Origin of the sequence: Chitinophaga sp., from assembly GCF_035761305.1 — a bacterium.
Classification (GTDB): Bacteria; Bacteroidota; Bacteroidia; order Chitinophagales; family Chitinophagaceae; genus Chitinophaga.
This window is the reverse complement of sequence record NZ_DASTRI010000001.1, coordinates 79509-105386: the sequence shown is the minus strand read 5'-3', so window position 1 is coordinate 105386 and position 25878 is coordinate 79509. Positions and strand designations below refer to the sequence as shown.

Sequence of the window (25878 nt, the reverse complement as noted above, 5' to 3'; positions counted from 1 at the left end):
CCGTAATACGCATCTCTTAAACAAACAGGAATGAAGTACATTATTTTTGATATAGACGGCACCCTCACAGACACTACTGAGATAGACGATCATTGCTATACCCGCGCCATAGAAGAAACCTTTGGCTTCCGCGATTTTGAAACCAACTACGGGTATTATCAAAACACTACCGACTCCGGCATTATTGACCAGCTGTTCCGCGAAAGAAAAGGCCGCACGTTTACAGCGGAAGAACGCGACCGGTTTATTGCACACTTCTGTCACTTACTGCAACGGGCATACGAAGCCCGGCCCGACAGTATTCGGGAGATAAAGAAGGCCGGCCGTGTACTGCAGTTCCTTTGCCGGCAGCCGCATGTCAGCGTAGGATTGGCCACCGGCGGCTGGCGCGAGTCTGCGTTGTTCAAGCTGCGCTGCGCCGGCATTAATATTGAGGGTTGTATGGCTGCCGCTTTTGCACAGGATGCGCTGGCCAGGCAGGATATCATCGGCCATACCATCCGCAGGATGAATGAGCAACATGGGCAGGAGATGCCTTTAGCCAATATCACCTATGTGGGAGATGGCAACTGGGATTACCTGGCTACGCAGCAAATGGGTATTCAGTTCATAGGTATTGCCAATAAAAAACTGGCGCACCTGGAGCACATTGTAAAGATCACTGATTATGACGAGCTGTATCAGCACATCGGGCTGTATGCAGCACCCCTGTAAACCAGGTTGCTTATGCTTTCATCAACAATGGACCTCAAACGTACCTACCGCATAGCGGTATGCATATTCTTCTTTATTGCAGGCCTGACTTATTCAAGTTGGGCCTGCCGTATTCATGATATAAAAACGCAATTCGGGTTAAATAATGCCGGATTGGGAAGCGTACTATTTGCGCTGCCCATTGGTTTAATGATCAGCTTACCCGTGTCCGGCTGGATGGTAACCCGCTTCGGCAGCCGCAGGGTATTGATTGCAGCGGGCCTGCTCTTTCCTTTCATGCTTTGTATGATAGGACTGGCCACACACATTTGGCAGCTGGTGACGGTGCTTTTCCTGTTCGGGTTTATGAACAACGTATTTGAAATTGCCATGAACACGCAGGCAGTAGGCGTGGAAGCGCTGTACGGCCGGTCGGTAATGGCATCTTTTCATGGCTTGTGGAGCCTTGCCGGCTTTACCGGCATTGCTATTGGCACGCTGGCGGTTAACCTGGGCTGGCCGGTATGGCTGCATTTCTGGCTGGTAGCGCCGGCTTGCTGGCTGCTGGTATTTTTTTCCCGGAAATACTTATTGCCGGAAGATGCTCCCGCAGAAGCGCAGCCGCTTTTTGCCAAACCTGACCGGCAGCTGCTGCAGCTGGGATTGATAGCTTTTGCCAGCCTCATAACAGAAGGCACCATGTTCGACTGGAGCGGCGTGTATTTCCAGAAAATAGTGCAGGTGCCGGAGTCGCTGACAACGGTTGGTTATATTGCATTTATGGGCACCATGGCCGGCGGGCGTTTCCTGGCCGACCGTATTGTTACCCGTTTTGGTATACGACAGGTGCTGCAATGCGCAGGCGCCATCACCACAACCGGGTTATTGCTGGCCATATTTTTCGCCAACATATATACGGCAACGTTAGGCTTTCTGCTGGTAGGTATCGGCGTTTCATCCATTGTACCCCTGGTGCTGGCCCTGGCGGGCAAATCCAAAACACTCCCGCCGGGAGTGGCCATAGCAGCCGTGTCTACCGTGGGTTTCCTGGGTTTTCTCATCGGTCCGCCGCTGATAGGTTTTATCGCAGAAGCATTGAACCTGCAATGGTCTTTTGCATTGATTGCTGTTTTTAGCGCCGGTATTATGCTGCTGGCATCTAAAATGGATTAATTTAGTACGGTTATTTTAAACAAACCTTTTATGAAAAGAACCTTGCTTTTTGTTTTTGTACTTGGCACTTGTATTGGAAACCTGTTTGCTCAAACTCAAACACCTGTTATGAAATGGTTTAATGAACCCGCTAAATGGTCCGGCAATGCAAAAAAGCTGGACGTAACTGTTGACCCGAACACCGATTACTGGCGGGTAACGCACTATGGCTTTATCCGCGACAACGGCCCTTTTTACTTCCAGGAACAGGAAGGCGATTTTGAAGCCAGTGTAAAGATCAGCGGCCATTACCAGGAGCTGTTTCACCAGGCCGGCTTAATGATCCGCATCGACAACAAGAACTGGATAAAAACGGGCATCGAGTACGTAGATGGCGTGCAAAATGTAAGCGCTGTAGTTACCCGCGAAGTGTCTGACTGGTCGGTAGTTCCCCGCCACGACAGTCCTGCTGCTGTTTGGCTGAAGCTGTTGCGTAAAGGCGATTATGTAGAGATCAAATATTCCTTTGACGGTAAAAAATATGACATGCTGCGGCTGGCCTATTTCCCGCCGGGTGTGAAAGCGCAGATAGGCGTGGTAGCAGCAGCGCCGGGGAAGAAGAGCTTTCCGGTAGTGTTTGAGGATTTTGAGGTGAGGAAGGTGTGAGCACACTCTTCTCATAAATAAAGCAAATCCCAAACTTCTTTAGCGTTTGGGATTTGTATAGCAGGTTATCGACCGGTTACTTTGATTCTTTTAATCGTATGAGCTCTTTGCCTGAATGTTCCGTCAAACATATCCATTGTCATTAGCGACTATACACTAACAATCGTTTAAATCATTTATCAATCAGGTGTAACACTTATTAACTGTGTATTAACGTCTAGTGCCTTAAACTTAAATAATTTTGCTGCTCACTTTTCGCTGTCTTTTTATCTCATGCAAAATGTTGTTTAAAATAGACACTGTAGAACGCCAAAAGTATTTTTACAGCAGTTAAATTTGACAATATAAAAGCATCTGATATAGCACTGGCAAAAGCCAACTCACTACTGTTTAATTCTTGGGATGAAAACGCCAGATACAAACCTTGCTGGCACATGAAAGACAAGGACGTGGCAAAATAAAATCCGGGTTCTTACACATCCATTTTTATACTTCCGCAGCCTTTATGGTTTTAAGATTACATTTCTTTCAATTACCTTTTCATCTATAAGATTGATCAATTGTCGCTAATAAAGATGCTTCAAGCCTATGCTCAAGGAGTGGCCTTATACTTTTGTAAGTATCAGACTGGTTTCTTCATAATCTCCCAAATGTTCATAGAAAACCACAACAGCAGCGTTCTATAAATCTTTTGCATGTTGATGAAAGCACCGTTACACAAGCTCATAGCTTTCTTTAAGCTGATCCGTGTTATTGGTTTTATGCGCTTCAACGGTTATCGGCAATAACACATTCTTTACTTTTGCCTCCTATGGATGCACATAAAAAATACATAAACAGATGCCTTGCCCTTGGCCACAAAGCGGCCGAAGAGGGCGAAAGCCCTGTGGGCAGTATTATTGTAAAGAATGGAGTGATCATCGGGGAAGGTTATGAAAACAGCCGGCAGCTGAAGGATATTACCCGTCATGCCGAGATCATGGCAATTCTTGATGCCCTAAAAAGCACCTCAGACCTCTCCGGTGCTATCCTGTATTCAAATGTTGAGCCTTGCATCCTGTGTTCATATGCCATCCGGCATTATAAAATTGCAGAAGTGGTGTTTGCGCGGTCAGCAGGTGAACTGGGCGGCACCCATGTCCCGTTTAACATTCTTACAAATGCAGCATTCAAATCCTGGGGCCACCTCCCAAAGTAACGGTATATCCGTTTAACTAATAATTACAACCGTGCACCATTGCTGACCCATTTCAGCCCTTCAGCACCAGGCAGTAGATCACAAACGATTTTCAGGAACAGCCCATAAAGCCAAAAAGCCCTGCTAGTATGTACTAACAAGGCTTTTTACCTTCGTGGTCCCACCAGGGCATGATCCTGGGACCCCCTGATTATGAGTCAGGTGCTCTAACCAACTGAGCTATAGGACCGCGTCCTTGCGGACAAAATATATGTTAACTTCTCTGGGTTCCCCTTTAAGGGACGGCAAAATTAATTATTTGTTCAATTAACCACAAATTTTTTATTCCTTTTTCCGGGCATGCCGCGTATTATTTTCCAGCACAATAAACGGCGGTCCGTTCCGCCACTGGCTGCCCATACCCGGAAAGTTAGCAGGCCCCTGGGAAAAATTGCCGATCACCACATCGGCATCGCCATCACCATCTATATCGCCGGCATCCATACATATCCAGTGCCCCAGGCGGCTGGCCGGCAGCGTGTACACCGCATAATCCAGGTCACCGCGGTTCTCAAAATACAGCAACGCTTCCTGCGGCTGGTAGCCATAGTCTGCAAAAAAAGAAATGGTCAGCAGGTCATCATCTCCGTCAAGGTCAAAATCTTTTACAACAGCTTTATAGCAGCCGTTTACCGGGTAAAAGTATTGCTGTTCAAATTGGTGATGTCCTTTATTCCTGTAAATGTACACGCCGTGGTATGGCTTCAGCACGCGGGAATGATCTGCATTATCACCGCAGGTATAAATAATGTCTTCCAGCCCATCATGGTCAATATCCTCCAGGGTAAAGCTGCTGGAGCCGTATACCGGCGGAAACTGTAAAATACGGTGAGGTTCAAAATGGCCCTTACCGGTATTCTCAAAGTACCAGATGCTTTCATCGCCCTGCGCAAACAGCACCCAAATGTCCGGCCGCCCATCGCGGTTATCGTCCCGGATGTAAGCTTTAATGGCGCCGGCGCGGGGTAATAAAACATGTTCCTGCACGGTCCTTTGCCCGGCGCTGTCCAACTCCAGCCAGCTCAGGGCGCCGTTATTATAACCGAACCCGCATACCAGCAGGTCAGTATGCCCGTCCTGGTTAAAATCCGCGGGCAGGGTAGCTACGGGGCGGGGTAACCGGTCTTTCAGCACGCCGGGCAGCAGTTGCAGCGTGTCCGCCGGCTGCGCGCTCCGTTTATCCATTAACTGAAGGCGATCTTTTCCCAAACCGTGTTGCTGCCCGCGTTCTTTCCCTGGGCCGGACGCCGGTTGCAGGGTTTGTATACATCCCCGCAGGGCATCGGAAGGGTACAGCGTTCCCAGGCAGGTGATATAGGCAAGGCCGTTCGTAAAGGCACGGGGCAGCACCACATCTGATACAATGCTGGCTGTTGGCAGCTGCTGCAACAGCTGCAGTTGGCTATTATATATATACAGTATGCTGTCTTCACCATCAGCTACCCATATACGCTGTTTTAGCGTATCTATGCCTACATAGCTCACCAGCGGGGCATTGTGCATATGCGCAGGCAGCTCGCGCAGCGTAAACAGCGGAGGGGCCGGGCTTTTAATGGGCTGCGGCCGCTCCTGGGGCAGGGGTTGCCAGGGTGCTACCGATGTATAATATGCTACCAGCTGATCCCAATCCGCCATGCTAATGCGGTTGGCCATAGCGCCGGGTGTATCGCTCAGCGCCGGCCGCCGGTAATAGCTGCCGTGAAAGCTGTTAATACCCAACCGTTCCCCCATTACCGGTAGTACATCTTTTTCCCAGGTAATACGGTCCAGCAGGCGGGGTTCGGGAAATGCATGGCAGGAGCTGCAATATTGCCGGGCCAGCAGGCTGCCCCTTTTTACGCGGTTAATGCGGCTGGTATCTGCATGGCAGGCCAGCAGCAGCATAGCTGCAGGCAAATAGCGGTAGCGGGCATACGAAAAAAAGCAGTGAACTGGCGGCCGGTTACGGCAAAGCAAATAATTACCCCGGAGCGCAAGCTCCCGCAGCGGGTTACTATGATAAAGAAACGGGAAAAAATGGAGCAATTGTTTCATAACGTGTGCCGGTACATTTCTAAAATACAGCTTTAATTTGCAGCTTTGCAAATATTTTAGATGAGCATGCAAGGTATTAAGCACATTATTTTTGACCTGGGTGGCGTAATCCTCAACATCGATTACCAGCGTACATACAAAGCCTTCACAGACCTGGGAGTAAAGGATTTCACCGACTTGTATAACCAGTTCAAAGGTTCCCGCCTGTTTGACGACCTGGAAACCGGGCGTGTAACAGAAAACGTTTTCCTGCAGGAAATGCGCCGGCATGCACAGCCCGGGGTAACCGACCAACAGATCATTGATGCATGGAACGCCATGCTGCTCGATTTTCCGCTGCAACGCCTGCAGTTGCTTCAACAGCTGCAGCTGCACTATAACACCTACCTGCTAAGCAATACCAACGCCATTCACCTGGAAAAATTCAACCACATACTGCAGCAAAGCAGGGGCATACCTTCGCTGGCGGCTTTCTTTAATAAAGCCTATTATTCACACCTGATCGGTTACCGTAAACCGGAAAAAGAAGCTTATCAGCTGATTGTAGACGAGCACCAGCTAAACCCCGCAGAAACATTATTTATTGATGATACGCTGCCTAATATAGAAGGCGCCCGGGCAGTGGGGTTACAAACCATTCATTTGCAGGCGCCCCAAACAATCATGGATATTTTTAAGCCGGCAGCCGGCCGTTAGTTTTTTAACGTCTTATTTCACTTCCTCAAAATCTATGTATTCACCCCGGTCTGTAGCACGCTGTTGAGAGGCCCGCTGCTGCTGTTGCTGTTCTGCAGCCTGCTGCGCCTGTTGCTGCTGCTGGAATTGCTGACGCATATGGTCCTGTATGTCGCTCATCTGCCGCCTCACCTGTTTGGTTGATTGATAAACCGGTACTATAAAATCAAATACTATTTTATAGAATAACCACAGCAGGAATATAATAAAGATTAGTTTCAACATAATAAAACAAAGGTAGCAGAATATCCGCTACCTGTATAAACCAATCAGCTTTCTTTAAGGTTTCTTTAACACCTCACTGCAGTCCCAGCAAGGCAGCGCTTTCCAGGGCCGCTTTCTTATTATATTCCCAGGTAAGCTTGTTGTAATTAATAGCGTCTACAATAGTTCCGATCCAGCACAGCCCTATGGTAAATATGTACAGAACGCCCATTCCTATGCTGTTCAGCAAAAAGCGGTGTATGCCGGCAGGGCCAATCAACCCGATCAGGCAGCAGATCAGTATGGTTTGGGGATCTTTGCGGCGGCCCTGGTATACCGACAGGAACTGGTGTTTTTGTTCAGCAGTATAGCCGCGGGTCAGCTCCTGCAGCCATAGCAGCTCTTCATGTTGTACGCCGGGAAGAATGGCAAAAGAAAGATCGTTCATGCGGGATTGTTTTTAAGGTAATGGAATATCTGTAGTTGTTGCTTACCCAGGTTAAGGGTCCGGTATAGCAGCACCGGTACCGCAAAAAAGCCCATCGGGTGGCTGCCCCACGCCAGGGCCCACTGCCCGTGCAGCACATAATGAATCGCATGTCCTAACCCGCAGCCCGGACACCATCGCAACCCCATCCATTTCAGCGGGCAAAGGCTTATTCCCTGGTGCGGGTGCATAAAATATAACAGCACCAGGGCCAATGGCCATATAATCAGTTCTATGTTAAGGTGCTTTATATATGTTTTTAAGTGCATAAACAGGCTAACACACAAATGTATTAAAACATTTAATAATCCGTACTCCTGGGGCCTTTTCGCCGTGCTAAATATTTGATACAAGTTAAAGAAATAGTTTTTGGATCAAAATAAAATCCTAATTTTGCATAGGAAAATGATTCAAACGAAGGGGACGGCAACGGTCCCCTTCTCGTTTTTCCCGTTAGTTAGGTATGGCAAATGAACAAGTGATCGCAACAATCCGGCAAATTACAACAGCGCAGCTCGCACAAGACCCGGATTACTTTCTGGTAGACGTGAGGATTAAACCCACTAATAATGTTAAGATTTTCGTAGACGGGGACAAAGGCGTCCCGGTTGAAAAGCTGGTACAGCTCAACCGCGCCTTATATGCACAGCTGGAAGCAGCCGCGCTTTTCCCCGAAGGCGATTTCTCCCTGGAAGTATCCTCCCCCGGCCTCGACGAGCCGCTGAAGCTGCACCGGCAATACCTGAAAAATATTGGCCGTAAGGTAGAGGTAACCCTGCTGGATGGCACCATTAAAGAAGGCACATTGCTCGGAGTAACCGATGACCAGCTTACGCTGGAAGAAAACCCGGGTAAAAAGAAAGGTAAACCCGATCCGAAACTTTCTAAACAAATCAATATACATTTTACTGAAATTAAGCACACGGTTGTGTGCGTCGTGTTTTAAAATATAATTACCAAAACAATGGCTAGTATTAACCTGATTGAGTCATTCACAGAGTTTAAAGAGGCGGAAAATATTGACCGCCCTACGTTGATGAAGGTATTGGAAGATGTGTTCAAAACACTCTTACGGAAGAAATATGGCTCTGATGAGAACTTTGACGTGATTGTAAATACCGAAAAAGGTGACCTGGAGATATTACGCCGCCGCACCATTGTGCAGGACGGAGAGGTAGAGGATGAAAATGCGCAGATCGCCTATTCCGAAGCCATTAAAATAGAACCCGATTACCAGGTAGGGGAAGACCTGTATGAGGAAGTAGAGATACAGGACTTTGGCCGCAGGGCTATCCTGGCTGCCAAACAAACCCTCTCTGCCCGTATAGGTGACCTTAAAAAGAACATACTGGTGAAAAAATACGCAGATCGCGTAGGAGAAATTGTAACCGGTGAAGTTTACCAGGTATGGAAAAAAGAAGTTTTATTATTGGATGATGAAGGGAATGAATTAATATTGCCTAAATCTGAACAAATTCCGACCGACTATTTCAAAAAAGGAGAGAACGTACGCGCCGTAGTTAAAAAGGTTGAACTGAAAAACAATGCTCCGCTTATCATTCTTTCCCGTACACATCCTTCCTTCCTTGCTAAATTGCTGGAAATTGAGGTGCCGGAGATCTTTGACGGATTAATCGTAATTAAACGGATTGTACGCGAACCCGGCGAAAGGGCCAAGGTTGCCGTAGAATCCTATGACGACCGTATTGATCCCGTTGGCGCCTGCGTGGGTATGAAAGGCAGCCGTATTCACGGCATTGTAAGGGAATTAAGAAATGAGAATATTGACATTATTAACTATACTGCCAACATTCAGCTGCTTATACAGCGTGCACTAACTCCCGCCAAGATCAGCCGCCAGGAAGTAGATAATGATAACAAATACGCCGCCGTTTATCTTAAACCCGACCAGGTATCGCTGGCCATCGGTAAAAAAGGCGTAAACATAAAATTGGCCTGCGAATTGACCGGGTACGAGATTGATGTATTCCGCGATGAAGAGCAGGAACAGACCGAATTTGACGTTGACCTGGAGGAATTTGCAGATGAAATAGAAGAATGGGTGATCGATGAGCTGAAACGTATTGGCTGTGATACCGCACGCAGTGTGCTGGACCTCACCACTGAAGAGCTGGTACGCCGTTCCGATCTGGAAGAAGAAACCGTTAAGGACGTAAGAAGAATACTACAGGAAGAGTTTGATAAGGAATAGCGTTCCCGGGTCTGGCAACCTTCCCAGGATTTGGGTTCGCTTGGAATGGAATATATTTGAGTTATTTTTAAATGTAAAAATGGAGTCCCGTTGCAGTACAACGGGAAAAAGGGGAGGCCCGAGATATAACATATGCCCGAAGTAACAAACAACACACCGCGATTGCTGGCTGCCGCCAAAGAGTTCAATATTGGTAAAGGAACCCTTATCGATTTCCTTGCCAATAAAGGCTACTCGACAGACGGATTTGAATCACCCAATGCCCGTCTGACGGCTGAAATGTACGCAGCCCTGCAGTCAGAATTCCAGCAGGACAAGGCTAACAAGCGCAAAAGCGACCAGATAGCCCTGCCTAAAGGAAGCGTGTTAGATGCAATGAAGAAAAAGGAGAAGGAAGCTGCGGAAGCTGCAGGTAAGAAAAATACGACGAAAGAAGAACCCGCAGTGGCAGTAGAAACACCGGCACAGGACGAAAAGCCCAAAAAGGAAGCTGCCCCGGAACCTGCACCCGTACAGGCTAAAGCGCCCAAACAACCCGAAGCGCCGCCTGTTGAAAACCACCTTCCGCCTAAAACGGAAGCAGCCGCACCGCCTCCATCTGAAGTAACCAAAACTGAAGCCCCACGCCTAAACGGACCTAAAGTTGTGGCAACCATTGATTTGAACGCCCTGCAGGGCAAAAAACCTGTCCGTAAAGAGGAGCCTGCAGAGGAAAAAGCCCCTGCCGCCAAGCCGGAACCTGCTCCCAAACCTGAAGCCACCGCACCGCCGGCCGCTAAAGAGGAAAAAGCAGCGCCCCCGGTAAAGGAAGAGCAACCTGCTCCTGCTGCTGAAAAACCCGAAGCGCCTGCTCCGCCTAAGGAAGAAGCACCTAAGGTAAAGGTAGCAGAACAACCGGCCGCCAAACAGGAACCCGCTCCCCCCCAGGCCGCACCCAAAGAGGAAAAGCCGCAGGAGGCAGCGCCCGAACGCGAAGCCGCACCGGCAGCCGCCCAACATACAGCACCGGAAACCGTACCGGCAGAAAGAAATACACAAGATTCCGAACAGGATGATAATAGCAGCGCTGTGATTGAAAATATACAGGCAGAAAAACTGACCGGACCCAAAGTGATCGGCAAAATAAACCTGCCTATTCAGTCAGACAGGCGCGATAACAACAAAGGGCCTTTTAACCGGAACAGCAATAACAATAATGATGAAAAGCGTAAACGTAAACGCATTATTGTGGAAAAGAAACCGGAACCCATACAGCCGAAAGAATTTTCCGGCGAAAAAGGTGCAGGCGCGCCTGCTAACCGCACCGGCGATAACAATCGCTTCGGCAACCGCGATAACCGGCCCGGCGACAACCGCAACCGCCCGCACGGGCAGGGCCAGGGTGGCGGCAACCGTCCACCCGGACAGGGAGGAGGTCCCAACCGCCCGCATGCAGCGCCCAACCGCCAGGGTAACAATAACCGCGGTCCCGGTAACCGGGATAACAGGGGTCCAGGTAACCGCGACAACCGCTCCAGCTTTAACCGTGATCACAACAAACGCCCGGAAGAGAAAGAAATTGACCGGAACGAGATCCAGAACAAGATAAAGGAAACCATGGCCAAATTGGGCGGTGGTGGCCGTGGCAAAAGCGTTAAGGCTAAACAGCGCCGCGATAAACGCAACGAGCGCGCTGAGGAAATGGCCAACCAGCATGCAGAAGACAACAAGCTGCAGGTAACGGAATTTATTTCCGTGAGCGAGCTGGCCAACCTCATGGATGTAAGCTTCGCAGAAGTGATCTCCAAGTGTATGAGCCTGGGCATCATGGTGTCTATTAACCAGCGCCTGGATGCGGAAGTGATTGAGCTGGTAGCCGGCGAATTTGGCTATGAAGTGGAATTTATAGGTATAGATGATGTAGATACCGAAGAGGAAGAAGAAGAAGTGGATGCAGAAGAGGACCTGGTGCCAAGAGCGCCCATTGTAACCATCATGGGTCACGTAGACCATGGTAAAACCTCTTTGCTCGACTATATCCGCAACGCCAATGTGGTAGCCGGTGAGGCCGGGGGCATTACCCAGCACATAGGCGCCTACCAGGTAACTACCGCTAATAATAAAAAAATCACCTTCCTGGACACACCCGGTCACGAAGCCTTTACAGCCATGCGTGCCCGCGGTGCCAAGGCAGCCGATATAGCAGTAATTGTGATAGCGGCCGATGACGCCATCATGCCCCAAACGCGTGAGGCCATCTCCCACTCACAGGCAGCCGGCCTGCCCATGGTATTTGCCATCAACAAAATTGACAAGGAAGGCGCCAATCCTGAAAAAATAAAGGAACAGCTGGCCGGTATGAACCTGCTGGTGGAAGACTGGGGCGGTAAGTACCAGAGCCAGGAAATATCTGCCAAAAGCGGCTTGAACATAGATGTATTGCTTGAAAAAATATTGCTGGAAGCAGAGCTGCTGGAGCTGAAAGCCAACCCGGCCCGCGAAGCGTCCGGCAGCATTATAGAAGCATCACTGGATAAAGGCCGCGGCTACGTAGCCTCTGTGCTGGTGCAAAACGGTACCCTGCACCAGGGCGATACCATTGTGAGCGGCGCTTTCTTTGGTAAGATCAAGGCCATGTTCAACGAACGCGGACAGCGTATTGACGAAGCCGGCCCCTCCGCGCCTGTGCAGATACTGGGCCTTAACGGCGCCCCGCAGGCAGGTGAAAAGTTCAAGATGTACCATGATGAGGGCGAAGCCAAGGAAGTGGCCAACCGCCGTGCACAAATAGTACGTGAACAGGGCATCCGCACCAAAAAGCACATTACGCTGGATGAAATTGGCCGCCGCCTGGCGCTGGGCAACTTCAAACAGCTCAACATTATCATCAAAGGCGACTTCGACGGTTCCGTAGAAGCGCTGAGCGACTCACTGCAAAAGCTCTCTACAGAAGAAATAGCCATCAGCGTGGTGCACAAGGCCGTAGGTCAGATCACCGAATCCGACGTATTGCTGGCCACTGCTTCCGATGCTATTATCGTAGGCTTCCAGGTGCGCCCGTCATCACAGGCCGCCAAGCTGGCAGAGAAAGAGAATATAGAAATACGTACCTACTCCATCATTTACGATGCTATCGAAGAGCTGAAGAGCGCCATGGAAGGCATGCTGGAGCCGAAGATAGAGAAGAAGGTGGTGGCAAATGTGGAAATACGCGAAACCTACCGTTTCGACAAGGTAACCGTAGCCGGCTGCTTTGTGCTGGATGGTAAGCTTACCCGCAACACCCGCATTAACCTGGTACGTGATGGTATCGTAATTTACACCGGCGAGCTGGGTTCCCTGAAACGCTACAAGGACGATGTGAAGGAAGTGGTATCTAACATGGAGTGCGGTTTGAGTATCAGGAACTACAACGACCTGAAAGTAGGTGACATTATTGAAGGATTTGAAGAAGTAGAAGTAAAGCGTACTTTATAAGCAAAAAAAGCATAAAGCTGAAAGCACAAAGCAGATGGATTGCTCCACTGTTCAGGGCTTTCAGCTTTTTTTTGCCAGCGCCTACCGGGGCGCAGCTGGGTTACAGGAAAAGCCTGCAACAGCCAATGGCCGCTAATGGCAAAGTACAACGCTCCGCGCGCCAATGGTGTGGCTCACAGGTCATACAGCCAGGAACGCCTCACCACAAGGCACACTGCTTCAAGCTTTCCGCTTTCTGCTTTAAGCTTTGCGCTTGTATAAACTTTTGTTAAAAACAACAGGCTGCCCCGTGCAGCTTATTTTATTGGCTATTTTTGAATTTCACCGCTTTTTAGTTAGTATGAACAAACTTTTGGCATTATCTGCAGGTGCTTTGCTCTTGTGGCAAACATCCGTAGGGCAGCAGAAAATGGTGGCGGATAAAATCGCCGCCATTGTAGGCGACAAGATTATCTTAAAATCTGATATAGACGGGGAACTAATGAACCTGCAGCGCAACTCACCCGATAATACGCTGCCGCCCAACGCTGCCTGCTCCATTATGGAACAGATTATTGCCCAAAAGGTAATGGTGCTGCAGGCAGAACGTGACAGCTTACCCGTAAGCGACGCGGATGTAGACGGGCAGATAGAGAACCGTATTCGTTACTTTGAAGACCTGTACGGCTCCCGCGAGAAAATGAAGGAAGTAACCGGCTACTCCATTTACCAGCTGCGCGAACGTTTCCGCCAGCCCATTAAAGAAGGCCTGCAGGCCAAAGCCATGCGCGATAAGATTGTGGATGCCATTAAGGTAACCCCCTCTGAAGTGCAGAAAGAGTATGAAAGCATCCCGAAAGACAGCCTGCACTTTTACGAGTCCGAGCTGGAAATAGGCCAGCTGGTAGTGCTGCCCAAAGCCACCAAGGAAATGGAGCAGTATGCTATTGACCGCCTGCTCGACTTCCGCAAGCGGGTAGAAAATAAAGAATCTGAATTCAGCTCCCTGGCCATCCTTTATTCTGAGGACCCCGGGGTAAAAGATAACAAAGGTATTTATGTTCTGAACCGGAACGATAAAGGCACCTGGGACCCCGACTTCCTGGCCGCGGCTTTCCGCTTAAAGGAAGGCGAAATATCCTCCCCTGTTAAAACACAGTTCGGCTACCACCTGATACAGTGCCTGCGCCGCCAGGGCGATAACATTACCGTGCAGCACATACTGGTAAAGCCCAACATCACCAAATCCGATATTGAGCTGGCCACCAAAAAGCTGGACACTATCCGCACCTCCATACTGGAGCATAAATACAATTTCGGCGAAGCCGTAACCAAGTACAGCGACGCCCAGATGGCCAAGTTTGACGGCGGTATGATACAAAACCGTATGACCGGCGGCACGCTTATTACCATTGACCAGCTGGACGATCCCTCCACCCGCGATATAGTGCTCATGCTGGACACCCTGAAACCCGGCCAGATCTCTGCCCCCGTACAGTTTACGGACGAACAGGGCCGTACCGGCGTACGCCTGGTGTACCTGAAAACACGCACACAGCCGCACCGTGAGAACCTGCAGGACGACTATGCCCGCATACAGGCACGCACTTTGCAGAAAAAACAGGGTGAGGCCGTAAACAAATGGCTCATGGAAAAAATACCCACGTATTATATTCACGTGGAAGACGAGTTTAAAACCTGCGGAAACATTTCCAAATGGCTGGCCTCCATGGCTAAACAATAATATCGTACGCAAGCTACATCCTATAACAAAACTCCCTGGTGCATAATGGCATCGGGGAGTTTTATGTTTTTGTTATGCTTTTTAAGCGTAACTTTGCGACTTCAATTCAAAAAAGGGATGAGTGACGCGATAAAGCATGAATGCGGCCTTGCATTCATAAGATTAAGAAAACCATTCTCTTACTACCAACAAAAGTACGGAACCGTTTTCTTCGGGCTTAACAAGCTGTACCTGCTCATGGAAAAGCAGCACAACCGCGGCCAGGATGGTGCCGGTATAGCCACCGTAAAACTCAATACAGAACCGGGGGTACCCTTTATGCACCGCCTCCGCAGCAGCGCCCCGCAGGCTATTGGCGATATTTTTGCCAAAGTACGCGACGAGATACAGGAAATAGAAAAATACCAGCCGGAAATTACCAGGTACCCCGGCCTTATGAAAGGCCATGTACGCTTCCTGGGCGAGCTGCTGATGGGCCACCTGCGCTACGCCACCCAGGGCAAGAATAATGTAGAGCTTTGCCACCCCTTTGTACGCCATAACACTATTCCCGCACGCAATATTACCCTTGCCGGTAACTTTAACCTGGTAAATGCCGATGAGCTGTTCAAGTTTGTAAATGTAGACCCCGGCGAAATTCACCGCAACAGCGACCTGGCAGCTATGCTGGAGGTTGTTTACCACTTCCTTTGCCAGGAAGATGAGGTGCGCCGCAACGGTTTGGATGTAAAGAACATCCTGCAGCAGGCCTTCTCCATGTTCGATGGCGGTTACCACGTGTGCGGCCTTATGGGCAGCGGCGATTCCTTTGTGATCCGCGATCCGCACGGCATACGTCCTTCCTACTACTATATTAATGAAGATGTGATTGTAGCCGCCTCCGAAAGGGCCGCTATCCGCACTGCTTTTAATGTTGGCGAGAATGAGGTGCTGGAGCTGATGCCCGGCAATGCCCTTATTGTAAAAAACGACGGCCAGTACAGCATAGAGCAGATACTGGAGCCGCAGGAACGCAAAGCCTGCAGCTTTGAAAGGATCTATTTTTCCCGCGGTAACGACGAAAAAATCTATAAAGAGCGCTCCAACCTGGGCTACAACCTTTCAGAAACCGTGCTGAAAGTTATTGACAACGACCTTCGCAACACCATCTTTTCTTTTATACCCAATACCGCGGAAGTGGCCTTCTATGGCCTGATCAAAGGTTTGGAAGATTACCTGAACAAGATTAAGATAGAGCGCATTCTTTCCTGGGGTAAAGATTTTGATGAGGTAAAGCTGGCGGAAATGGTGAACCGCCGGGTAAGGATCGATAAAATTGCCATTAAGGATGTAAAGATGCGCACCTTCATTGCCGAAGACTCTGGCCGTAATGAAATGGTGCAGCACGTATATGATATCACCTACGGCACCGTACGCCCGGGTATAGATACCCTGGCCGTAATAGACGACTCTATTGTACGCGGCACTACCTTGCGCGAGAGTATTATTAAAATGCTGGACCGCCTGGGCCCTAAACGCATTATCATCATTTCCTCCGCCCCGCAGATCCGCTACCCGGATTGCTATGGTATAGATATGAGCAAAATGGGCGACTTTGTTGCTTTTCAGGCAGCCATTGCCCTGCTGAAAGAGCATGGTAAGGAGCATATACTGCAGGAAGCTTACGGCCTGTGTAAGGAGCTGCAGCGTACCAACACCCTGCATGCGCAAAACGTGGTGCGCAATATTTACAAACCGTTCACCACAGAAGAAATATCCGCTAAAATAGCGCAGATCATCACGCCTGTTGGCATTAACGCCAAGGTAGATGTAATTTACCAGTCAATAGAAAACCTGCACAAGGCTTGCCCCAATAACCTGGGCGACTGGTACTTTACCGGCAACTACCCTACGCCGGGCGGCAACCGGGTGGTGAACAAAGCCTTCATGAACTATATGGAAGGCCGCAATGAAAGAGGCTATTGATATTTATACCTAAACAACATACACTCGTGGGCTGTACTTTCCGTACAGCCTTTTTTATGCCGGGAACCGGGCCTGCGCGATTTGGTTTGCATGCTTTAACGCACCTATCCTGTGCCCGACAAATCAGCGCCCCGCCATAGCAGGCGGCATTTGTTCCTTATGAACGCCCGAACCTCTACGACCGGCAGGCCTCTATATATAATTAATAAATAATATTACCTGCAACTATTCTGTGTTAAGTTTGTTTTAAATCAGGCGGGAATTGATTTTCGGTTAACAGCAAGGGTTTAACTTTCTGCTAAATCTGAAAATCCGTATTTTCGTTATGGTTATTAATGGTTTTCAGCATATGAAAACGTTACTCCTCATTCGGCATGCAAAGTCCAGTTGGAATGATCCCGACATGGACGATTTTGACAGGCCGCTCAACAAACGCGGTAAGCAAAACGCTCCGGAAATGGCTGCCCGCCTGCTGCACAAGGGCATGGTTCCTCAGCTTATTATCTCCAGCCCTGCCAAACGTACCCGTACTACGGCTAAAATCATGGCGCGTGAATGGAAGTACCCTAAAGAGGCAATTTTACTGGAAGATGAGCTGTACCTGTGCTATGCCTCCACCTTCCTGAAGGTGATCACCAAAATCGACGATGACTTTGACGTAGTAGCCATTTTTGCCCACAACCCCGGTATTACAGATTTCGCCAATTATCTCACAGAAGAAATCAGGATAGACAATGTGCCTACCGCCGGCATATTTGCCATAGAAGCGGATATACACTCCTGGAAAGATTTTGACCGGGCGCCAAAAAAATTCCTGTTCTTTGATTACCCCAAGCAGGAAGTGGTTTGAAAAGGTTATCCCTTAACGATCTTATTATACGAAACCGTGATCCCCTTTATCAGCGAAGAGCTGAAACCCTGGTGCTCCATTTCATTTAAACCGGCTATGGTACAGCCTTTAGGCGTGGTTACCTTATCTATTTCCTCTTCAGGATGGCGGTTGCCGCTTATCAGCAACGCAGCGGCGCCTTTTACGGTTTGTGCCGCTATAAGATTGGCGGTGCGCACATCAAACCCAATTTCAATACCACCCTGTATGCTGGCCCGTATAAAGCGCAGGGCATAGGCGATGCCGCAGGCGCCCAGCACAGTAGCGGCATCCATCAGCTTTTCATCAATGCTAACGGCAACGCCCAGCTGGTTAAACAGGTCCATTACCCAGGCGGCCTGCTCTTTAGTGGCGTTTTTATGGCAAATGCAGGTTACGGATTCCTGTATGGCAATGGCCGTATTAGGCATGGCCCTTACCACTGCCATGCCGGCGCCGGCAATGGCCTCCAGCTCCTCCATGGTTATACCGGTTACCACGCTGATGAGCATTTGCTTTGCGGGGTTAAAGGCGCTCTTCACCTGGCTTAGCACCTCTTTTATGTTATAGGGCTTTAATGCCACAATAATTACGTCTGCTGCAGCAATGGCTTTGGCATTATCCGTTTCCGTTAGTACGCCCTGGGCTTTCAGGCCGGCCAGGGTTTCAATATTGCGTTTGGTAATAGTAATATCTGCCGCATTGGCAAAACCGCTCTTTAAAACGCCCTGCGCAATAGCTGTTCCCAGGTTACCGCCGCCAATAATGGCAATTTTCTTGGTTGACATATCCCTTGTTTAATTAAACAAAAGTAACCTGTAAAAAGGTAAATGTAAAGTGCGGCCGGCGCCGGCGGTTTTAAAAAACAACTAAGGCCATCCATCCCGCTACCAGTAGCCGGACAGTCTGGCCTTAGTCAGACAACATCATTTATTGATCATTCCTGGGAAACCAGGCTTTAATCCGCTTGTACATGGCTCCAGTTCTCACCGCTCTTTATGCGGTACAGCTGCATTTCGCTAATGTCAAACTGCTCGGCAATCTGCTTCATAGTACGTTTGCCGGGTTTGGCCAGCAGGCGTTTAATGCTTTTTACCTTACTTACGTTCAGCTTCAGGCCTTTTAAGCGGTTACGCTGCTTTTCCTTGTAAGCCAGTTTGGCGGGGCTGTTCTGCTGGTGCTCCTCCATTTCCTCTTTGGTGGCCCAGCGGAGGTTGGAGGCTTTATTGTTCTTTTTATCGTAGTCGAGGTGAATAACGTATCGGTAGTTTCTTCCGGGGCGTTTGTTAAACAGTTTCGCCACCTCACGGTGCAGGTACAGGGACTGGTAGCTGTCGGCCGGCTTTACATTCAATACCGTATAGCCTTCTACGGTAGAGCCGGATAATAGTTTGCCGTCTTCTATTTCATCATGATAGCTGATCACTCTCCCCATGTTAGATACCGCATATCTTTTTCGCAAGGCAGATTTGTTTTTGATCTGCAAGTCTTTCCAGACTTCGTTTTTAAGGTTTTTAATTGTGGCCATGTGAAAGTAAGTTTTAAATAAAATGAAACTGGGGTTTAACCGTAAACGTTACAACAGTCTATGCTTTCATTATTTGGCAGGTAGTTACTGTCCGTTATCTGATGGGCTGTCCTTTCAAAAATATGATCTTTGTACTGTACCGCTATTGCATCTAAAACCTGTTCCAGCGCTGCCAGTGTTTTGCAAGTTACTAATTGTTGCCTGAAATCCTTTATATGCGGTAACCCTTTCAGATAATTTGTATAATGGCGTCGCATTTCCAGTATACCTACTATTTCCCCTTTCCAGGCTATTGAATGGTGCAGGTGCTTTTTACACACCCTTATTCTTTCCAAAACAGTTGGCGGCGGTAAATGTTCACCGGTTTGCATAAAATGCTTGATCTCGTTAAATATCCATGGGTAGCCGATGGCTGCCCTGCCTATCATAACACCATCTATCCCGTACTTTTCCCTTGCGCTTACAGCCTGCTCCGGCGTACATATGTCACCGTTACCAAATATGGGAATATGTATGCGGGGGTTGTTCTTTACCTTGCCTATCAGCGTCCAGTCGGCATTGCCCTTGTACATCTGGGTGCGGGTACGGCCATGGATGGTGAGGGCCTGTATGCCCACATCCTGCAGGCGCTCGGCCACTTCCTCAATGTTAAGGCTATTCTCATCCCAACCCAAACGGGTTTTAACCGTTACCGGCAGGGAGGTGGCTTTTACCACTGCTGCCGTTAGCTTTATCATTTTAGGCACATCCTTCAGAATGCCGGCGCCGGCGCCTTTACTGGTAACTTTTTTTACCGGGCAGCCGTAGTTAATGTCCACCAGGTCGGGGTTAGTAGCTGCCGCAATCTGGGCGGCCATGGCCATCGGCTCTTCATCGCCCCCGAATATCTGGATGCCGATGGGCCTTTCGTAATCAAAAATATCCAGCTTTTGCCGGCTTTTGATGGCATCACGGATAAGCCCCTCCGAAGAAATAAATTCCGTGTACATCAGGTCAGCGCCGTTTTCCTTACATACCGCGCGGAAAGGCGGGTCGCTTACATCTTCCATAGGTGCCAGCAGTAAGGGAAACTCCCCTAAATTTATATTACCAATCTTCGCCATTTTTTTTATTACATTGTACAGTTGCAGTTGCAGCAGGTATATAGCAGGCTTTGTAAAAGCTATTGCCAACTGGTTTTGGCGCTGTAAATTTACGCAAAATTAACACAGTTACCGTTTATGACCGGCTATCTCAAACAGTCTTCGCCATCTTTACAATTCATGGCCTTTATCGGGATCTTTATTGGTTTTATGCTGCTTTATGGTACCTTCCTGTATACTGGTTTCCCTGCCCTGAGCGGTTATACTGTGGATCAGCTGCAAGGTGGCAATGCCACCGGTCCTAAAGTTGTCGCCTATCTGAAATTAATACAATTTCTCTACACTTTGGTGGTTTATTTGGTGCCCGGGCTGTTGTTCGCCTATCTTTCCGATCCGCAGCCCGCTGCCTGGCTGGGCCTGCACAAAAAGCCCAAAGCGCTGCCTATAGTATTAGCGCTTTTAATTATGTATTGTTCCCTGTGGGCTGTGGATTTAACCGCCAACTGGAACCAGCACTGGCCTGTGCCCGACTCCATAAGGCAAATGGAGGAGCAGGCAGACGCGCTCATAGAGCGCATGCTGCAAATGCCCACGGTAGCAGACCTGGTAATAAATATGCTGATGATAGCCGTATTGCCGGCCATTGCAGAAGAGGTATTTTTCCGCGGGGTTATGCAGCGCCTCATCATACAGCTGGTAAAGCTGCCCTGGCTGGGCGTTCTTATTACCGCCATCCTGTTCAGCGCCGTACACATGCAGCTGCTGGGCTTTGTTCCCCGCGTGCTGCTGGGTATTTTACTGGGCGCCATTTACCTGCTAAGCGGCAACCTTTGGCTGTCTATGCTGGGCCACTTTCTGGTAAACGGCATACAGGTGCTGGCTATTTACCTGTACCAGGTAAAGCTTATAGACGAAGATCCCTCTAAAAGCGGCACCACCAGCTGGTATGTGGCCCTTATAAGCGCCCTGGTAACCATTGCACTTTTGTGGGTATTCTATAAACGCACTAAATTGCCACAGCAACCTGAAAACCTTGATAATGGAAAAAGACTGGATTAAAATATTTGCTACAGACCGGCCCTTTGAGGCGGAAATGGTAAAGGGCATGCTGCTGGAAAACGGGGTAAATGCCGTGCTCCTGAACCGGCAGGACTCTTCCTACATACAGGCCCTGCCCGGACAGGCGGAGATTTATGTGCACACATCGCAGGTTGCCACCGCCCTGGAGCTGATTAACGGCCCGGCTTGAAATGAACAGGGGCATGTGTTCCGGCAACATAAGTGAATAAGGCTGCATGAGGCCGGCCGGAAGGACGCAGCTGAAACCGGTGGGATAAAAGGAAGCAGAAAGGAAGAGGTAAGATAACCCTGCCAGGGTGTATTACAGCCCTGGTAACGCAAAACGAAGGAAGCAGCCCGAAGCGGATGAGAAAACCGGATGAGAGATAAGCTACGATCCTGATAAAACAAAACAAACGCAAAAGCCCGGAGCGCAATCAGGAAACCTGTGCAGGATTGGGGCCCTGGTAGAACAAAACAAAGGAAAAGCCCAAAGCGGAATGTAAGAACCCGGGATAAGATGCAGATGATTTTCGGGCCTGAATAAAAACTTAAAACACTGAATGAAGACTTTCTTTACCCGTACTGCCTCTGCGCTGGTTTTTGTAGCAGTAATGCTGGGAGGCATTCTATGGAACCCTTTTACCTTTTTTCTCCTTTTCTTTCTTGTTAATTTCTTTGCCCTGCAGGAATATTTTAAGCTGATACGGCTGGTGGATAAGGATTATAACGAAGTATCGGCCTGGCACCGCTATGGCGTGATGGTGGCCAGCTGCGCCATTATTGCTGCTTTTACCGGCGAAGCCTTTACAGCTGCCGGCATTTCCCTGGGCTTCCTGGGCTGGTGGATCGCCGTTATATTCCTGCTGGTATTACCCATGGGCGAAATACTGATGGGGAAGGATTTTTCCCTGAAAAACATTGGCTACTCCGCCCTGGGCCTGCTGTATATTTCCGTTTCCCTGGGCCTGCTGGTAGACCTGCGCCTGTGCGCCCCGCAGATCATCTTTACCGGCCCTGCCGTCGGCGGGCAGCCTGGCTGGCTCATACCCCTGCTGCTCATTTGCTTTATCTGGATCAACGATACCATGGCCTATATTATAGGCTCCCTTATAGGCCGCACGCCCTTTTTCCCGGCCATTTCTCCCAAGAAAACCACAGAGGGCTCCGTGGGAGGGATGATACTGGCGGTAGCTGTTGCCGGCATATTCGGGTATTACTGGGGGCAGCAGTGGCTGGCCCTGCAGCATTGGCTGGCGCTGGCCGGCATTGCCGCCATATTCGGCACGGCCGGTGACCTGCTGGAGTCGAAGCTGAAACGCATGGCCGGCGTTAAAGACTCCGGCAACATTATGCCCGGGCATGGCGGCTTCCTGGACCGTTTTGACTCGCTGCTGCTGGCCGCCCCATTTGCCTGGATATACGTTCACTCCTTTATGATGCCGTAGCATGCAGAACGCGCAAAACGCTGAAGGCGCCTGCAGCATAATGGTGTTCATGGCCGGTTTTACAGCAGCAGTTAACAATTCGTAATTGTCCGATTCGTAATTAATTTAATTCTACCTTCGCATTACCAATTAAACTAATAAACCAAGAAACACAACATGAAGATCCATCGAGAAGGATTGGGCACTATCGTACTTACCGCATTGGTGCTGGCATTGCTTAATGCGGCCGTATTCTATTTCCTGGAACCGCTGCCGGCCCTTACCTGGGGCTTTTTCATTGTATCGCTGATACTGTTCCTGTTCATTGTATCTTTTTTCCGCATCCCGGTACGCAGTATGCAGCAGGATGAAAGCCTGGTGATCTCTCCCTGTGATGGTAAAGTTGTGGTGATTGAAGAAACTTACGAACCGGAGTACTTTAAAGATAAACGCCTGCAGGTATCTATTTTCATGAGTCCTGCCAACGTGCATGTAAACCGTAACCCAATCAGCGGTGAAGTAAAGCTGTCGCAATACCATGCCGGTAAATACCTGGTGGCCTGGCATCCCAAATCCTCTACGGAAAATGAGCGCCATACCGTGGTAATAGGCAATGGCCAAACCGATATACTGGTACGGCAAATAGCCGGTGCGCTGGCCCGCCGTATTGTAAACTACCTGCAACCAGGGCAGCATGTAAAGCAGAATGAGGAGTTAGGCTTTATTAAATTCGGCTCCCGGGTTGATATTTACCTGCCCCTGGGCACGCCTGTAAAAGTGCAGCTGGAACAAACCGTAAAAGGCGGCCAGTCTGTTATTGCACAGCTGGTATAACAACTACCTGAAAAACAGTACGCATGAAACAAACACTTTTAACCCTGGCTGCTGTATTGCTGATTGGCGGTGCAGCGCTGGCCCAGGACAAAGGAAAGGCCGGTAAGCACAGCGCTAAAAAGGACAGCAAGGCCTGCTGTAAAAAAGAGCAAGCTGCGCAAAAAAAGGCCTGTTGCATGCAGCCGGCTAATACGGCCACCCTGCGGGCAGCCGCGGTTAAACGGGCCAAACCTGCTCCCGCCGCCAAGCCGGCCGGTAAAAAATAATAGCAATAGCCACTTCAGCGACGTTGTTGCATAAAGGCTTTTGCAGATGCTCTTTCGGGAAAATTTCTACCGGCAAGTTTGTCTGATCTGAATACCATCCTGCAAGAACGCGATATCAAAAGAGGCCGTATCATACCTTGAAGCACCGCCAAAAAGTTAAACGTTTTTGGAGGGCATTTCAAAATAAGATACAGCCTCTCTTTATGCCGGTTGCTGCCGGAAGCAGGCACTGTATAAACTGGTAGGTAAAGACCGCACTTTGAATTTTACCACGCCACTGCCGCAAGCAGGTACTGTTTAACCTCGTAGGTAAAGACCACACTTTGAATTTTACTATGTCACTGCCGCAAGCAGGCACTGCATAAACTGGTAGGTAAAGACCACACTTTGAATTTTACCACGCCACTGCCGCAAGCAGGTACTGTTTAAACCTGGTACGCTCTCTTCTCGCATCGATGCTGCATACGCGCCAAAAAACTTTGCAGCTGCCCTATAAAATAGCTTTCAGCTCGCTCAGGCAGGATATGCTGTGTGTTGGCTGCATGGTAGTAGCCGGTACTTTAGGGTTGAAATAAATCTGGTCCATACCCGCGTTATAAGCGCCTACAATATCCAGCTCCAGCGCATCGCCAATCATTACGCAATCCGTTGCAGTGGCAGCTGCTTTGGTAATGGCATAGTCAAATATCTCCCGGTAGGGCTTCAGGCTGCCGGCTACTTCCGAAGTAATAATATGCGTAAAAAAGTGATCAATTCCGGCATTACGCATTTTCAGCAGCTGGGTTTCCTCAAACCCGTTGGTGATCATGTGCAGCGGGTAGTTTTTTGCGGTAAGATATTCAAGCACCTCTATGGTGTAAGGGAATAATGCGGTTTTAAACGGCAGCACCTGCAAAAACTTTTCGCTCAGCGCCTGGGCAAGCTTTTCGTCCCCTATCTTAAAATCCAGCAGGGTAAGGCTGAAACGTTTGGAGCGCAGGTCGTTGCGGGTAATAAATCCTTTCCGGAAACGGTCCCACAGCTTCTCGTTATGGATCACATAGCTTTCGTAAAACGCCGCAAAGGTGGTCACCCCGCGGCCGGCCAGGTTAAAAACGTGGTACAGTTCCTCTAAAGTCTGGTAAGAGTTGGTTTCAAAATCCCATAAAGTGTGGTCCAGGTCAAAGAAAATATGCTTATACTTCATCACCCCGCAAAATTACGAACTTCCTTTCTTTTTCTTAATTTACCCGCCTTTAATCCCCCAGGTATGAACGCAGTAATCACAGGGGCCAGCAAAGGCATTGGCAAAGCAATAGCAGAAAGGCTGGCCAAAGAAGGTTTTAATATCGCGCTGTGCGCCCGTAACGCCGCCACACTGGAAGCTACGGCTGCACAAATACGGCAGCAGTACCCGCAGGTGCAGGTGCTGGCGCTGCCGGTAGATATGAGCATTAAACAGCAGGTGCTGGATTTTGCCGCACAGGTAAAAGCGGCATTCCCGGTGGTGGATATACTGGTTAACAACGCCGGCATTTTTGTGCCGGGCGCGCTGCACCAGGAGGCCGATGGGCTGCTGGAAAACCTGGTGGCTACAAATGTGTACAGCGCCTACCACCTTACCCGGCAGCTGCTGCCGCCAATGATAGCAGCGCGCAAAGGCCACATTTTCAACCTGTGCTCTACCGCCAGCTACAAGGCTTACCCTAACGGCGGCGCATATAGCATTACCAAGTTTGCGCTGCTGGGCTTTTCCCAAAACCTGCGGGAGGAGCTGAAGCCGCACAACATTAAAGTAACCGCGCTAAGCCCCGGGCCTACGCGCACCGCATCCTGGGAAGGTTTTGAAGCGCCGCCGGACCGCATGATGCCACCGGAAGATATTGCCAGCATCCTGTGGGCGGCCTACACCCTGGCCGCTCAAACCGTAGTGGAGGAAATTCTGCTGCGGCCTATGCTGGGAGATATTGGTTGATGTGCAGATGTGCAAATATGCAGGTGTGCAGATGATGAAAAAATCCAGGAAATTCCATCTGCATATCTGCACATCTGCATATTCGCACATTGGCTCCAGTCCTGGGTTTTAACATCATATTTATTATTTTTTTAACTAACTTTTAACGGCAAAATCCGCTCCACAGCAATGGCTTTGGTTAAATTTGTCAACGAGATATGGTCTGTCAGGTTAAAATAAGGAAGTGGGCTTTGTCCCTCTTTTTTTGTTTGAGCGTTATAGCTTGCGCTCATGCCCAGGAATTTCGTTTCACAACA

The 25878-nt window shown here is 49.2% G+C and carries 25 protein-coding genes and 1 tRNA gene; 17 read left to right on the top strand and 9 right to left on the bottom strand.

Annotation, left to right across the window (positions count from 1 at the left end):
- The first annotated feature begins 30 nt into the window (after positions 1 to 30).
- From VFS25_RS00435 to VFS25_RS00420, 4 genes are all read left to right on the top strand, one after another.
- Positions 31 to 714: an HAD family hydrolase gene (locus tag VFS25_RS00435; RefSeq protein WP_326460133.1), complete on the top strand. Its 684-nt coding sequence runs from the start codon at positions 31 to 33 to the stop codon at positions 712 to 714.
- A gap of 12 nt (positions 715 to 726) precedes the next feature.
- The gene (locus tag VFS25_RS00430) at positions 727 to 1866 is read left to right on the top strand and encodes an MFS transporter (protein WP_326460132.1); all 1140 of its coding nucleotides are present in this window, start codon (positions 727 to 729) and stop codon (positions 1864 to 1866) included.
- A gap of 108 nt (positions 1867 to 1974) precedes the next feature.
- Entirely contained in the window at positions 1975 to 2511 is a 537-nt protein-coding gene (locus tag VFS25_RS00425) for a DUF1349 domain-containing protein (RefSeq protein WP_326460131.1), read from the top strand.
- 811 nt (positions 2512 to 3322) lie between these two features.
- Positions 3323 to 3709, top strand: a complete 387-nt coding sequence (locus tag VFS25_RS00420) for a nucleoside deaminase (protein WP_326460130.1) — start codon at positions 3323 to 3325, stop codon at positions 3707 to 3709.
- Between the two features lie 155 nt (positions 3710 to 3864).
- Here the strand turns inward: VFS25_RS00420 and VFS25_RS00415 are convergent.
- Together VFS25_RS00415 and VFS25_RS00410 are read right to left on the bottom strand one after the other, a co-directional pair.
- Positions 3865 to 3938 (bottom strand) — tRNA-Ile (locus VFS25_RS00415).
- A 92-nt stretch (positions 3939 to 4030) separates the two neighbouring features.
- Entirely contained in the window at positions 4031 to 5782 is a 1752-nt protein-coding gene (locus tag VFS25_RS00410; protein WP_326460129.1) for a VCBS repeat-containing protein, read from the bottom strand.
- Positions 5783 to 5842: 60 nt separating this feature from the next.
- Between VFS25_RS00410 and VFS25_RS00405 the strand changes: the two genes are divergently transcribed.
- On the top strand, positions 5843 to 6478 hold the full coding sequence (locus tag VFS25_RS00405) for an HAD family phosphatase (RefSeq protein WP_326460128.1): 636 nt from the start codon (positions 5843 to 5845) through the stop codon (positions 6476 to 6478).
- Between the two features lie 12 nt (positions 6479 to 6490).
- Here the strand turns inward: VFS25_RS00405 and VFS25_RS00400 are convergent, their stop codons facing one another.
- From VFS25_RS00400 to VFS25_RS00390, 3 genes are all read right to left on the bottom strand, one after another.
- Positions 6491 to 6742: a DUF4834 family protein gene (locus VFS25_RS00400; RefSeq protein WP_326460127.1), complete on the bottom strand. Its 252-nt coding sequence runs from the start codon at positions 6740 to 6742 to the stop codon at positions 6491 to 6493.
- A 73-nt stretch (positions 6743 to 6815) separates the two neighbouring features.
- The gene (locus VFS25_RS00395; protein ID WP_326460126.1) at positions 6816 to 7169 is read right to left on the bottom strand and encodes a TM2 domain-containing protein; all 354 of its coding nucleotides are present in this window, start codon (positions 7167 to 7169) and stop codon (positions 6816 to 6818) included.
- Positions 7166 to 7477, bottom strand: coding sequence for a DUF2752 domain-containing protein (locus tag VFS25_RS00390; RefSeq protein ID WP_326460125.1), 312 nt, complete (start codon positions 7475 to 7477; stop codon positions 7166 to 7168). Before VFS25_RS00390 ends, VFS25_RS00395 begins: the two co-directional genes overlap by 4 nt.
- Before the next feature lie 194 nt (positions 7478 to 7671).
- Between VFS25_RS00390 and rimP the strand changes: the two genes are divergently transcribed.
- The 6 genes from rimP to VFS25_RS00360 all read left to right on the top strand — a co-directional run bounded on the left by rimP (position 7672) and on the right by VFS25_RS00360 (position 17414).
- Positions 7672 to 8154 carry a ribosome maturation factor gene (rimP, locus tag VFS25_RS00385; RefSeq protein ID WP_326460124.1) on the top strand — a complete coding sequence of 161 codons (483 nt, stop codon included), beginning with the start codon at positions 7672 to 7674 and terminating at the stop codon, positions 8152 to 8154.
- An 18-nt stretch (positions 8155 to 8172) separates the two neighbouring features.
- Positions 8173 to 9420, top strand: coding sequence for a transcription termination factor NusA (gene nusA, locus VFS25_RS00380; protein ID WP_326460123.1), 1248 nt, complete (start codon positions 8173 to 8175; stop codon positions 9418 to 9420).
- Positions 9421 to 9552: 132 nt separating this feature from the next.
- Positions 9553 to 12876, top strand: coding sequence for a translation initiation factor IF-2 (infB, locus tag VFS25_RS00375; RefSeq protein WP_326460122.1), 3324 nt, complete (start codon positions 9553 to 9555; stop codon positions 12874 to 12876).
- Between the two features lie 340 nt (positions 12877 to 13216).
- Positions 13217 to 14599, top strand: a complete 1383-nt coding sequence (locus VFS25_RS00370; RefSeq protein WP_326460121.1) for a peptidylprolyl isomerase — start codon at positions 13217 to 13219, stop codon at positions 14597 to 14599.
- 117 nt (positions 14600 to 14716) lie between these two features.
- Positions 14717 to 16564: an amidophosphoribosyltransferase gene (locus tag VFS25_RS00365; protein WP_326460120.1), complete on the top strand. Its 1848-nt coding sequence runs from the start codon at positions 14717 to 14719 to the stop codon at positions 16562 to 16564.
- 349 nt (positions 16565 to 16913) lie between these two features.
- Positions 16914 to 17414, top strand: coding sequence for a SixA phosphatase family protein (locus VFS25_RS00360; protein WP_326460119.1), 501 nt, complete (start codon positions 16914 to 16916; stop codon positions 17412 to 17414).
- A gap of 5 nt (positions 17415 to 17419) precedes the next feature.
- Here VFS25_RS00360 and proC read toward each other — a convergent pair whose 3' ends face one another.
- The 3 genes from proC to dusB form a co-directional block, all read right to left on the bottom strand.
- Entirely contained in the window at positions 17420 to 18220 is an 801-nt protein-coding gene (proC, locus tag VFS25_RS00355; protein WP_326460118.1) for a pyrroline-5-carboxylate reductase, read from the bottom strand.
- Between the two features lie 170 nt (positions 18221 to 18390).
- Positions 18391 to 18960, bottom strand: a complete 570-nt coding sequence (locus tag VFS25_RS00350) for an NUMOD4 domain-containing protein (protein WP_326460117.1) — start codon at positions 18958 to 18960, stop codon at positions 18391 to 18393.
- A gap of 35 nt (positions 18961 to 18995) precedes the next feature.
- The gene (gene dusB / locus VFS25_RS00345; RefSeq protein WP_326460116.1) at positions 18996 to 20063 is read right to left on the bottom strand and encodes a tRNA dihydrouridine synthase DusB; all 1068 of its coding nucleotides are present in this window, start codon (positions 20061 to 20063) and stop codon (positions 18996 to 18998) included.
- 117 nt (positions 20064 to 20180) lie between these two features.
- Between dusB and VFS25_RS00340 the strand changes: the two genes are divergently transcribed.
- The 5 genes from VFS25_RS00340 (at position 20181) to VFS25_RS00320 (ending at position 23628) form a co-directional block, all read left to right on the top strand.
- A complete protein-coding gene (locus VFS25_RS00340) occupies positions 20181 to 21101 on the top strand; it encodes a CPBP family intramembrane glutamic endopeptidase (RefSeq protein WP_326460115.1) in 921 nt (306 codons plus the stop codon).
- Entirely contained in the window at positions 21082 to 21291 is a 210-nt protein-coding gene (locus tag VFS25_RS00335; RefSeq protein WP_326460114.1) for a DUF2007 domain-containing protein, read from the top strand. Before VFS25_RS00340 ends, VFS25_RS00335 begins: the two co-directional genes overlap by 20 nt.
- Before the next feature lie 373 nt (positions 21292 to 21664).
- Positions 21665 to 22549, top strand: a complete 885-nt coding sequence (locus VFS25_RS00330) for a phosphatidate cytidylyltransferase (protein WP_326460113.1) — start codon at positions 21665 to 21667, stop codon at positions 22547 to 22549.
- A 156-nt stretch (positions 22550 to 22705) separates the two neighbouring features.
- On the top strand, positions 22706 to 23362 hold the full coding sequence (locus tag VFS25_RS00325; protein WP_326460112.1) for a phosphatidylserine decarboxylase family protein: 657 nt from the start codon (positions 22706 to 22708) through the stop codon (positions 23360 to 23362).
- Positions 23363 to 23385: 23 nt separating this feature from the next.
- Positions 23386 to 23628 (top strand): hypothetical protein, encoded by a 243-nt coding sequence (locus VFS25_RS00320; protein WP_326460111.1) that lies wholly within the window; start codon positions 23386 to 23388, stop codon positions 23626 to 23628.
- Positions 23629 to 24118: 490 nt separating this feature from the next.
- Here the strand turns inward: VFS25_RS00320 and VFS25_RS00315 are convergent, their stop codons facing one another.
- Positions 24119 to 24814 carry a YjjG family noncanonical pyrimidine nucleotidase gene (locus VFS25_RS00315; protein WP_326460110.1) on the bottom strand — a complete coding sequence of 232 codons (696 nt, stop codon included), beginning with the start codon at positions 24812 to 24814 and terminating at the stop codon, positions 24119 to 24121.
- Positions 24815 to 24877: 63 nt separating this feature from the next.
- On the opposite strand from VFS25_RS00315, the gene VFS25_RS00310 reads away from it, so the two are divergent.
- A complete protein-coding gene (locus tag VFS25_RS00310; RefSeq protein WP_326460109.1) occupies positions 24878 to 25582 on the top strand; it encodes an SDR family oxidoreductase in 705 nt (234 codons plus the stop codon).
- The last annotated feature ends 296 nt before the right edge of the window (positions 25583 to 25878 follow it).

Bases quoted from the DNA above. Each gene is read 5' to 3' on its own strand.
- VFS25_RS00435 (WP_326460133.1), top strand. From the start codon at position 31: ATGAAGTACATTATTTTTGATATAGACGGCACCCTCACAGACACTACT.
- VFS25_RS00430 (WP_326460132.1), top strand. From the start codon at position 727: ATGCTTTCATCAACAATGGACCTCAAACGTACCTACCGCATAGCGGTA.
- VFS25_RS00425 (WP_326460131.1), top strand. From the start codon at position 1,975: ATGAAATGGTTTAATGAACCCGCTAAATGGTCCGGCAATGCAAAAAAG.
- VFS25_RS00420 (WP_326460130.1), top strand. From the start codon at position 3,323: ATGGATGCACATAAAAAATACATAAACAGATGCCTTGCCCTTGGCCAC.
- VFS25_RS00410 (WP_326460129.1), bottom strand. From the start codon at position 5,782: ATGAAACAATTGCTCCATTTTTTCCCGTTTCTTTATCATAGTAACCCG.
- VFS25_RS00405 (WP_326460128.1), top strand. From the start codon at position 5,843: ATGAGCATGCAAGGTATTAAGCACATTATTTTTGACCTGGGTGGCGTA.
- VFS25_RS00400 (WP_326460127.1), bottom strand. From the start codon at position 6,742: ATGTTGAAACTAATCTTTATTATATTCCTGCTGTGGTTATTCTATAAA.
- VFS25_RS00395 (WP_326460126.1), bottom strand. From the start codon at position 7,169: ATGAACGATCTTTCTTTTGCCATTCTTCCCGGCGTACAACATGAAGAG.
- VFS25_RS00390 (WP_326460125.1), bottom strand. From the start codon at position 7,477: ATGCACTTAAAAACATATATAAAGCACCTTAACATAGAACTGATTATA.
- rimP (WP_326460124.1), top strand. From the start codon at position 7,672: ATGGCAAATGAACAAGTGATCGCAACAATCCGGCAAATTACAACAGCG.
- nusA (WP_326460123.1), top strand. From the start codon at position 8,173: ATGGCTAGTATTAACCTGATTGAGTCATTCACAGAGTTTAAAGAGGCG.
- infB (WP_326460122.1), top strand. From the start codon at position 9,553: ATGCCCGAAGTAACAAACAACACACCGCGATTGCTGGCTGCCGCCAAA.
- VFS25_RS00370 (WP_326460121.1), top strand. From the start codon at position 13,217: ATGAACAAACTTTTGGCATTATCTGCAGGTGCTTTGCTCTTGTGGCAA.
- VFS25_RS00365 (WP_326460120.1), top strand. From the start codon at position 14,717: ATGAGTGACGCGATAAAGCATGAATGCGGCCTTGCATTCATAAGATTA.
- VFS25_RS00360 (WP_326460119.1), top strand. From the start codon at position 16,914: ATGAAAACGTTACTCCTCATTCGGCATGCAAAGTCCAGTTGGAATGAT.
- proC (WP_326460118.1), bottom strand. From the start codon at position 18,220: ATGTCAACCAAGAAAATTGCCATTATTGGCGGCGGTAACCTGGGAACA.
- VFS25_RS00350 (WP_326460117.1), bottom strand. From the start codon at position 18,960: ATGGCCACAATTAAAAACCTTAAAAACGAAGTCTGGAAAGACTTGCAG.
- dusB (WP_326460116.1), bottom strand. From the start codon at position 20,063: ATGGCGAAGATTGGTAATATAAATTTAGGGGAGTTTCCCTTACTGCTG.
- VFS25_RS00340 (WP_326460115.1), top strand. From the start codon at position 20,181: ATGACCGGCTATCTCAAACAGTCTTCGCCATCTTTACAATTCATGGCC.
- VFS25_RS00335 (WP_326460114.1), top strand. From the start codon at position 21,082: ATGGAAAAAGACTGGATTAAAATATTTGCTACAGACCGGCCCTTTGAG.
- VFS25_RS00330 (WP_326460113.1), top strand. From the start codon at position 21,665: ATGAAGACTTTCTTTACCCGTACTGCCTCTGCGCTGGTTTTTGTAGCA.
- VFS25_RS00325 (WP_326460112.1), top strand. From the start codon at position 22,706: ATGAAGATCCATCGAGAAGGATTGGGCACTATCGTACTTACCGCATTG.
- VFS25_RS00320 (WP_326460111.1), top strand. From the start codon at position 23,386: ATGAAACAAACACTTTTAACCCTGGCTGCTGTATTGCTGATTGGCGGT.
- VFS25_RS00315 (WP_326460110.1), bottom strand. From the start codon at position 24,814: ATGAAGTATAAGCATATTTTCTTTGACCTGGACCACACTTTATGGGAT.
- VFS25_RS00310 (WP_326460109.1), top strand. From the start codon at position 24,878: ATGAACGCAGTAATCACAGGGGCCAGCAAAGGCATTGGCAAAGCAATA.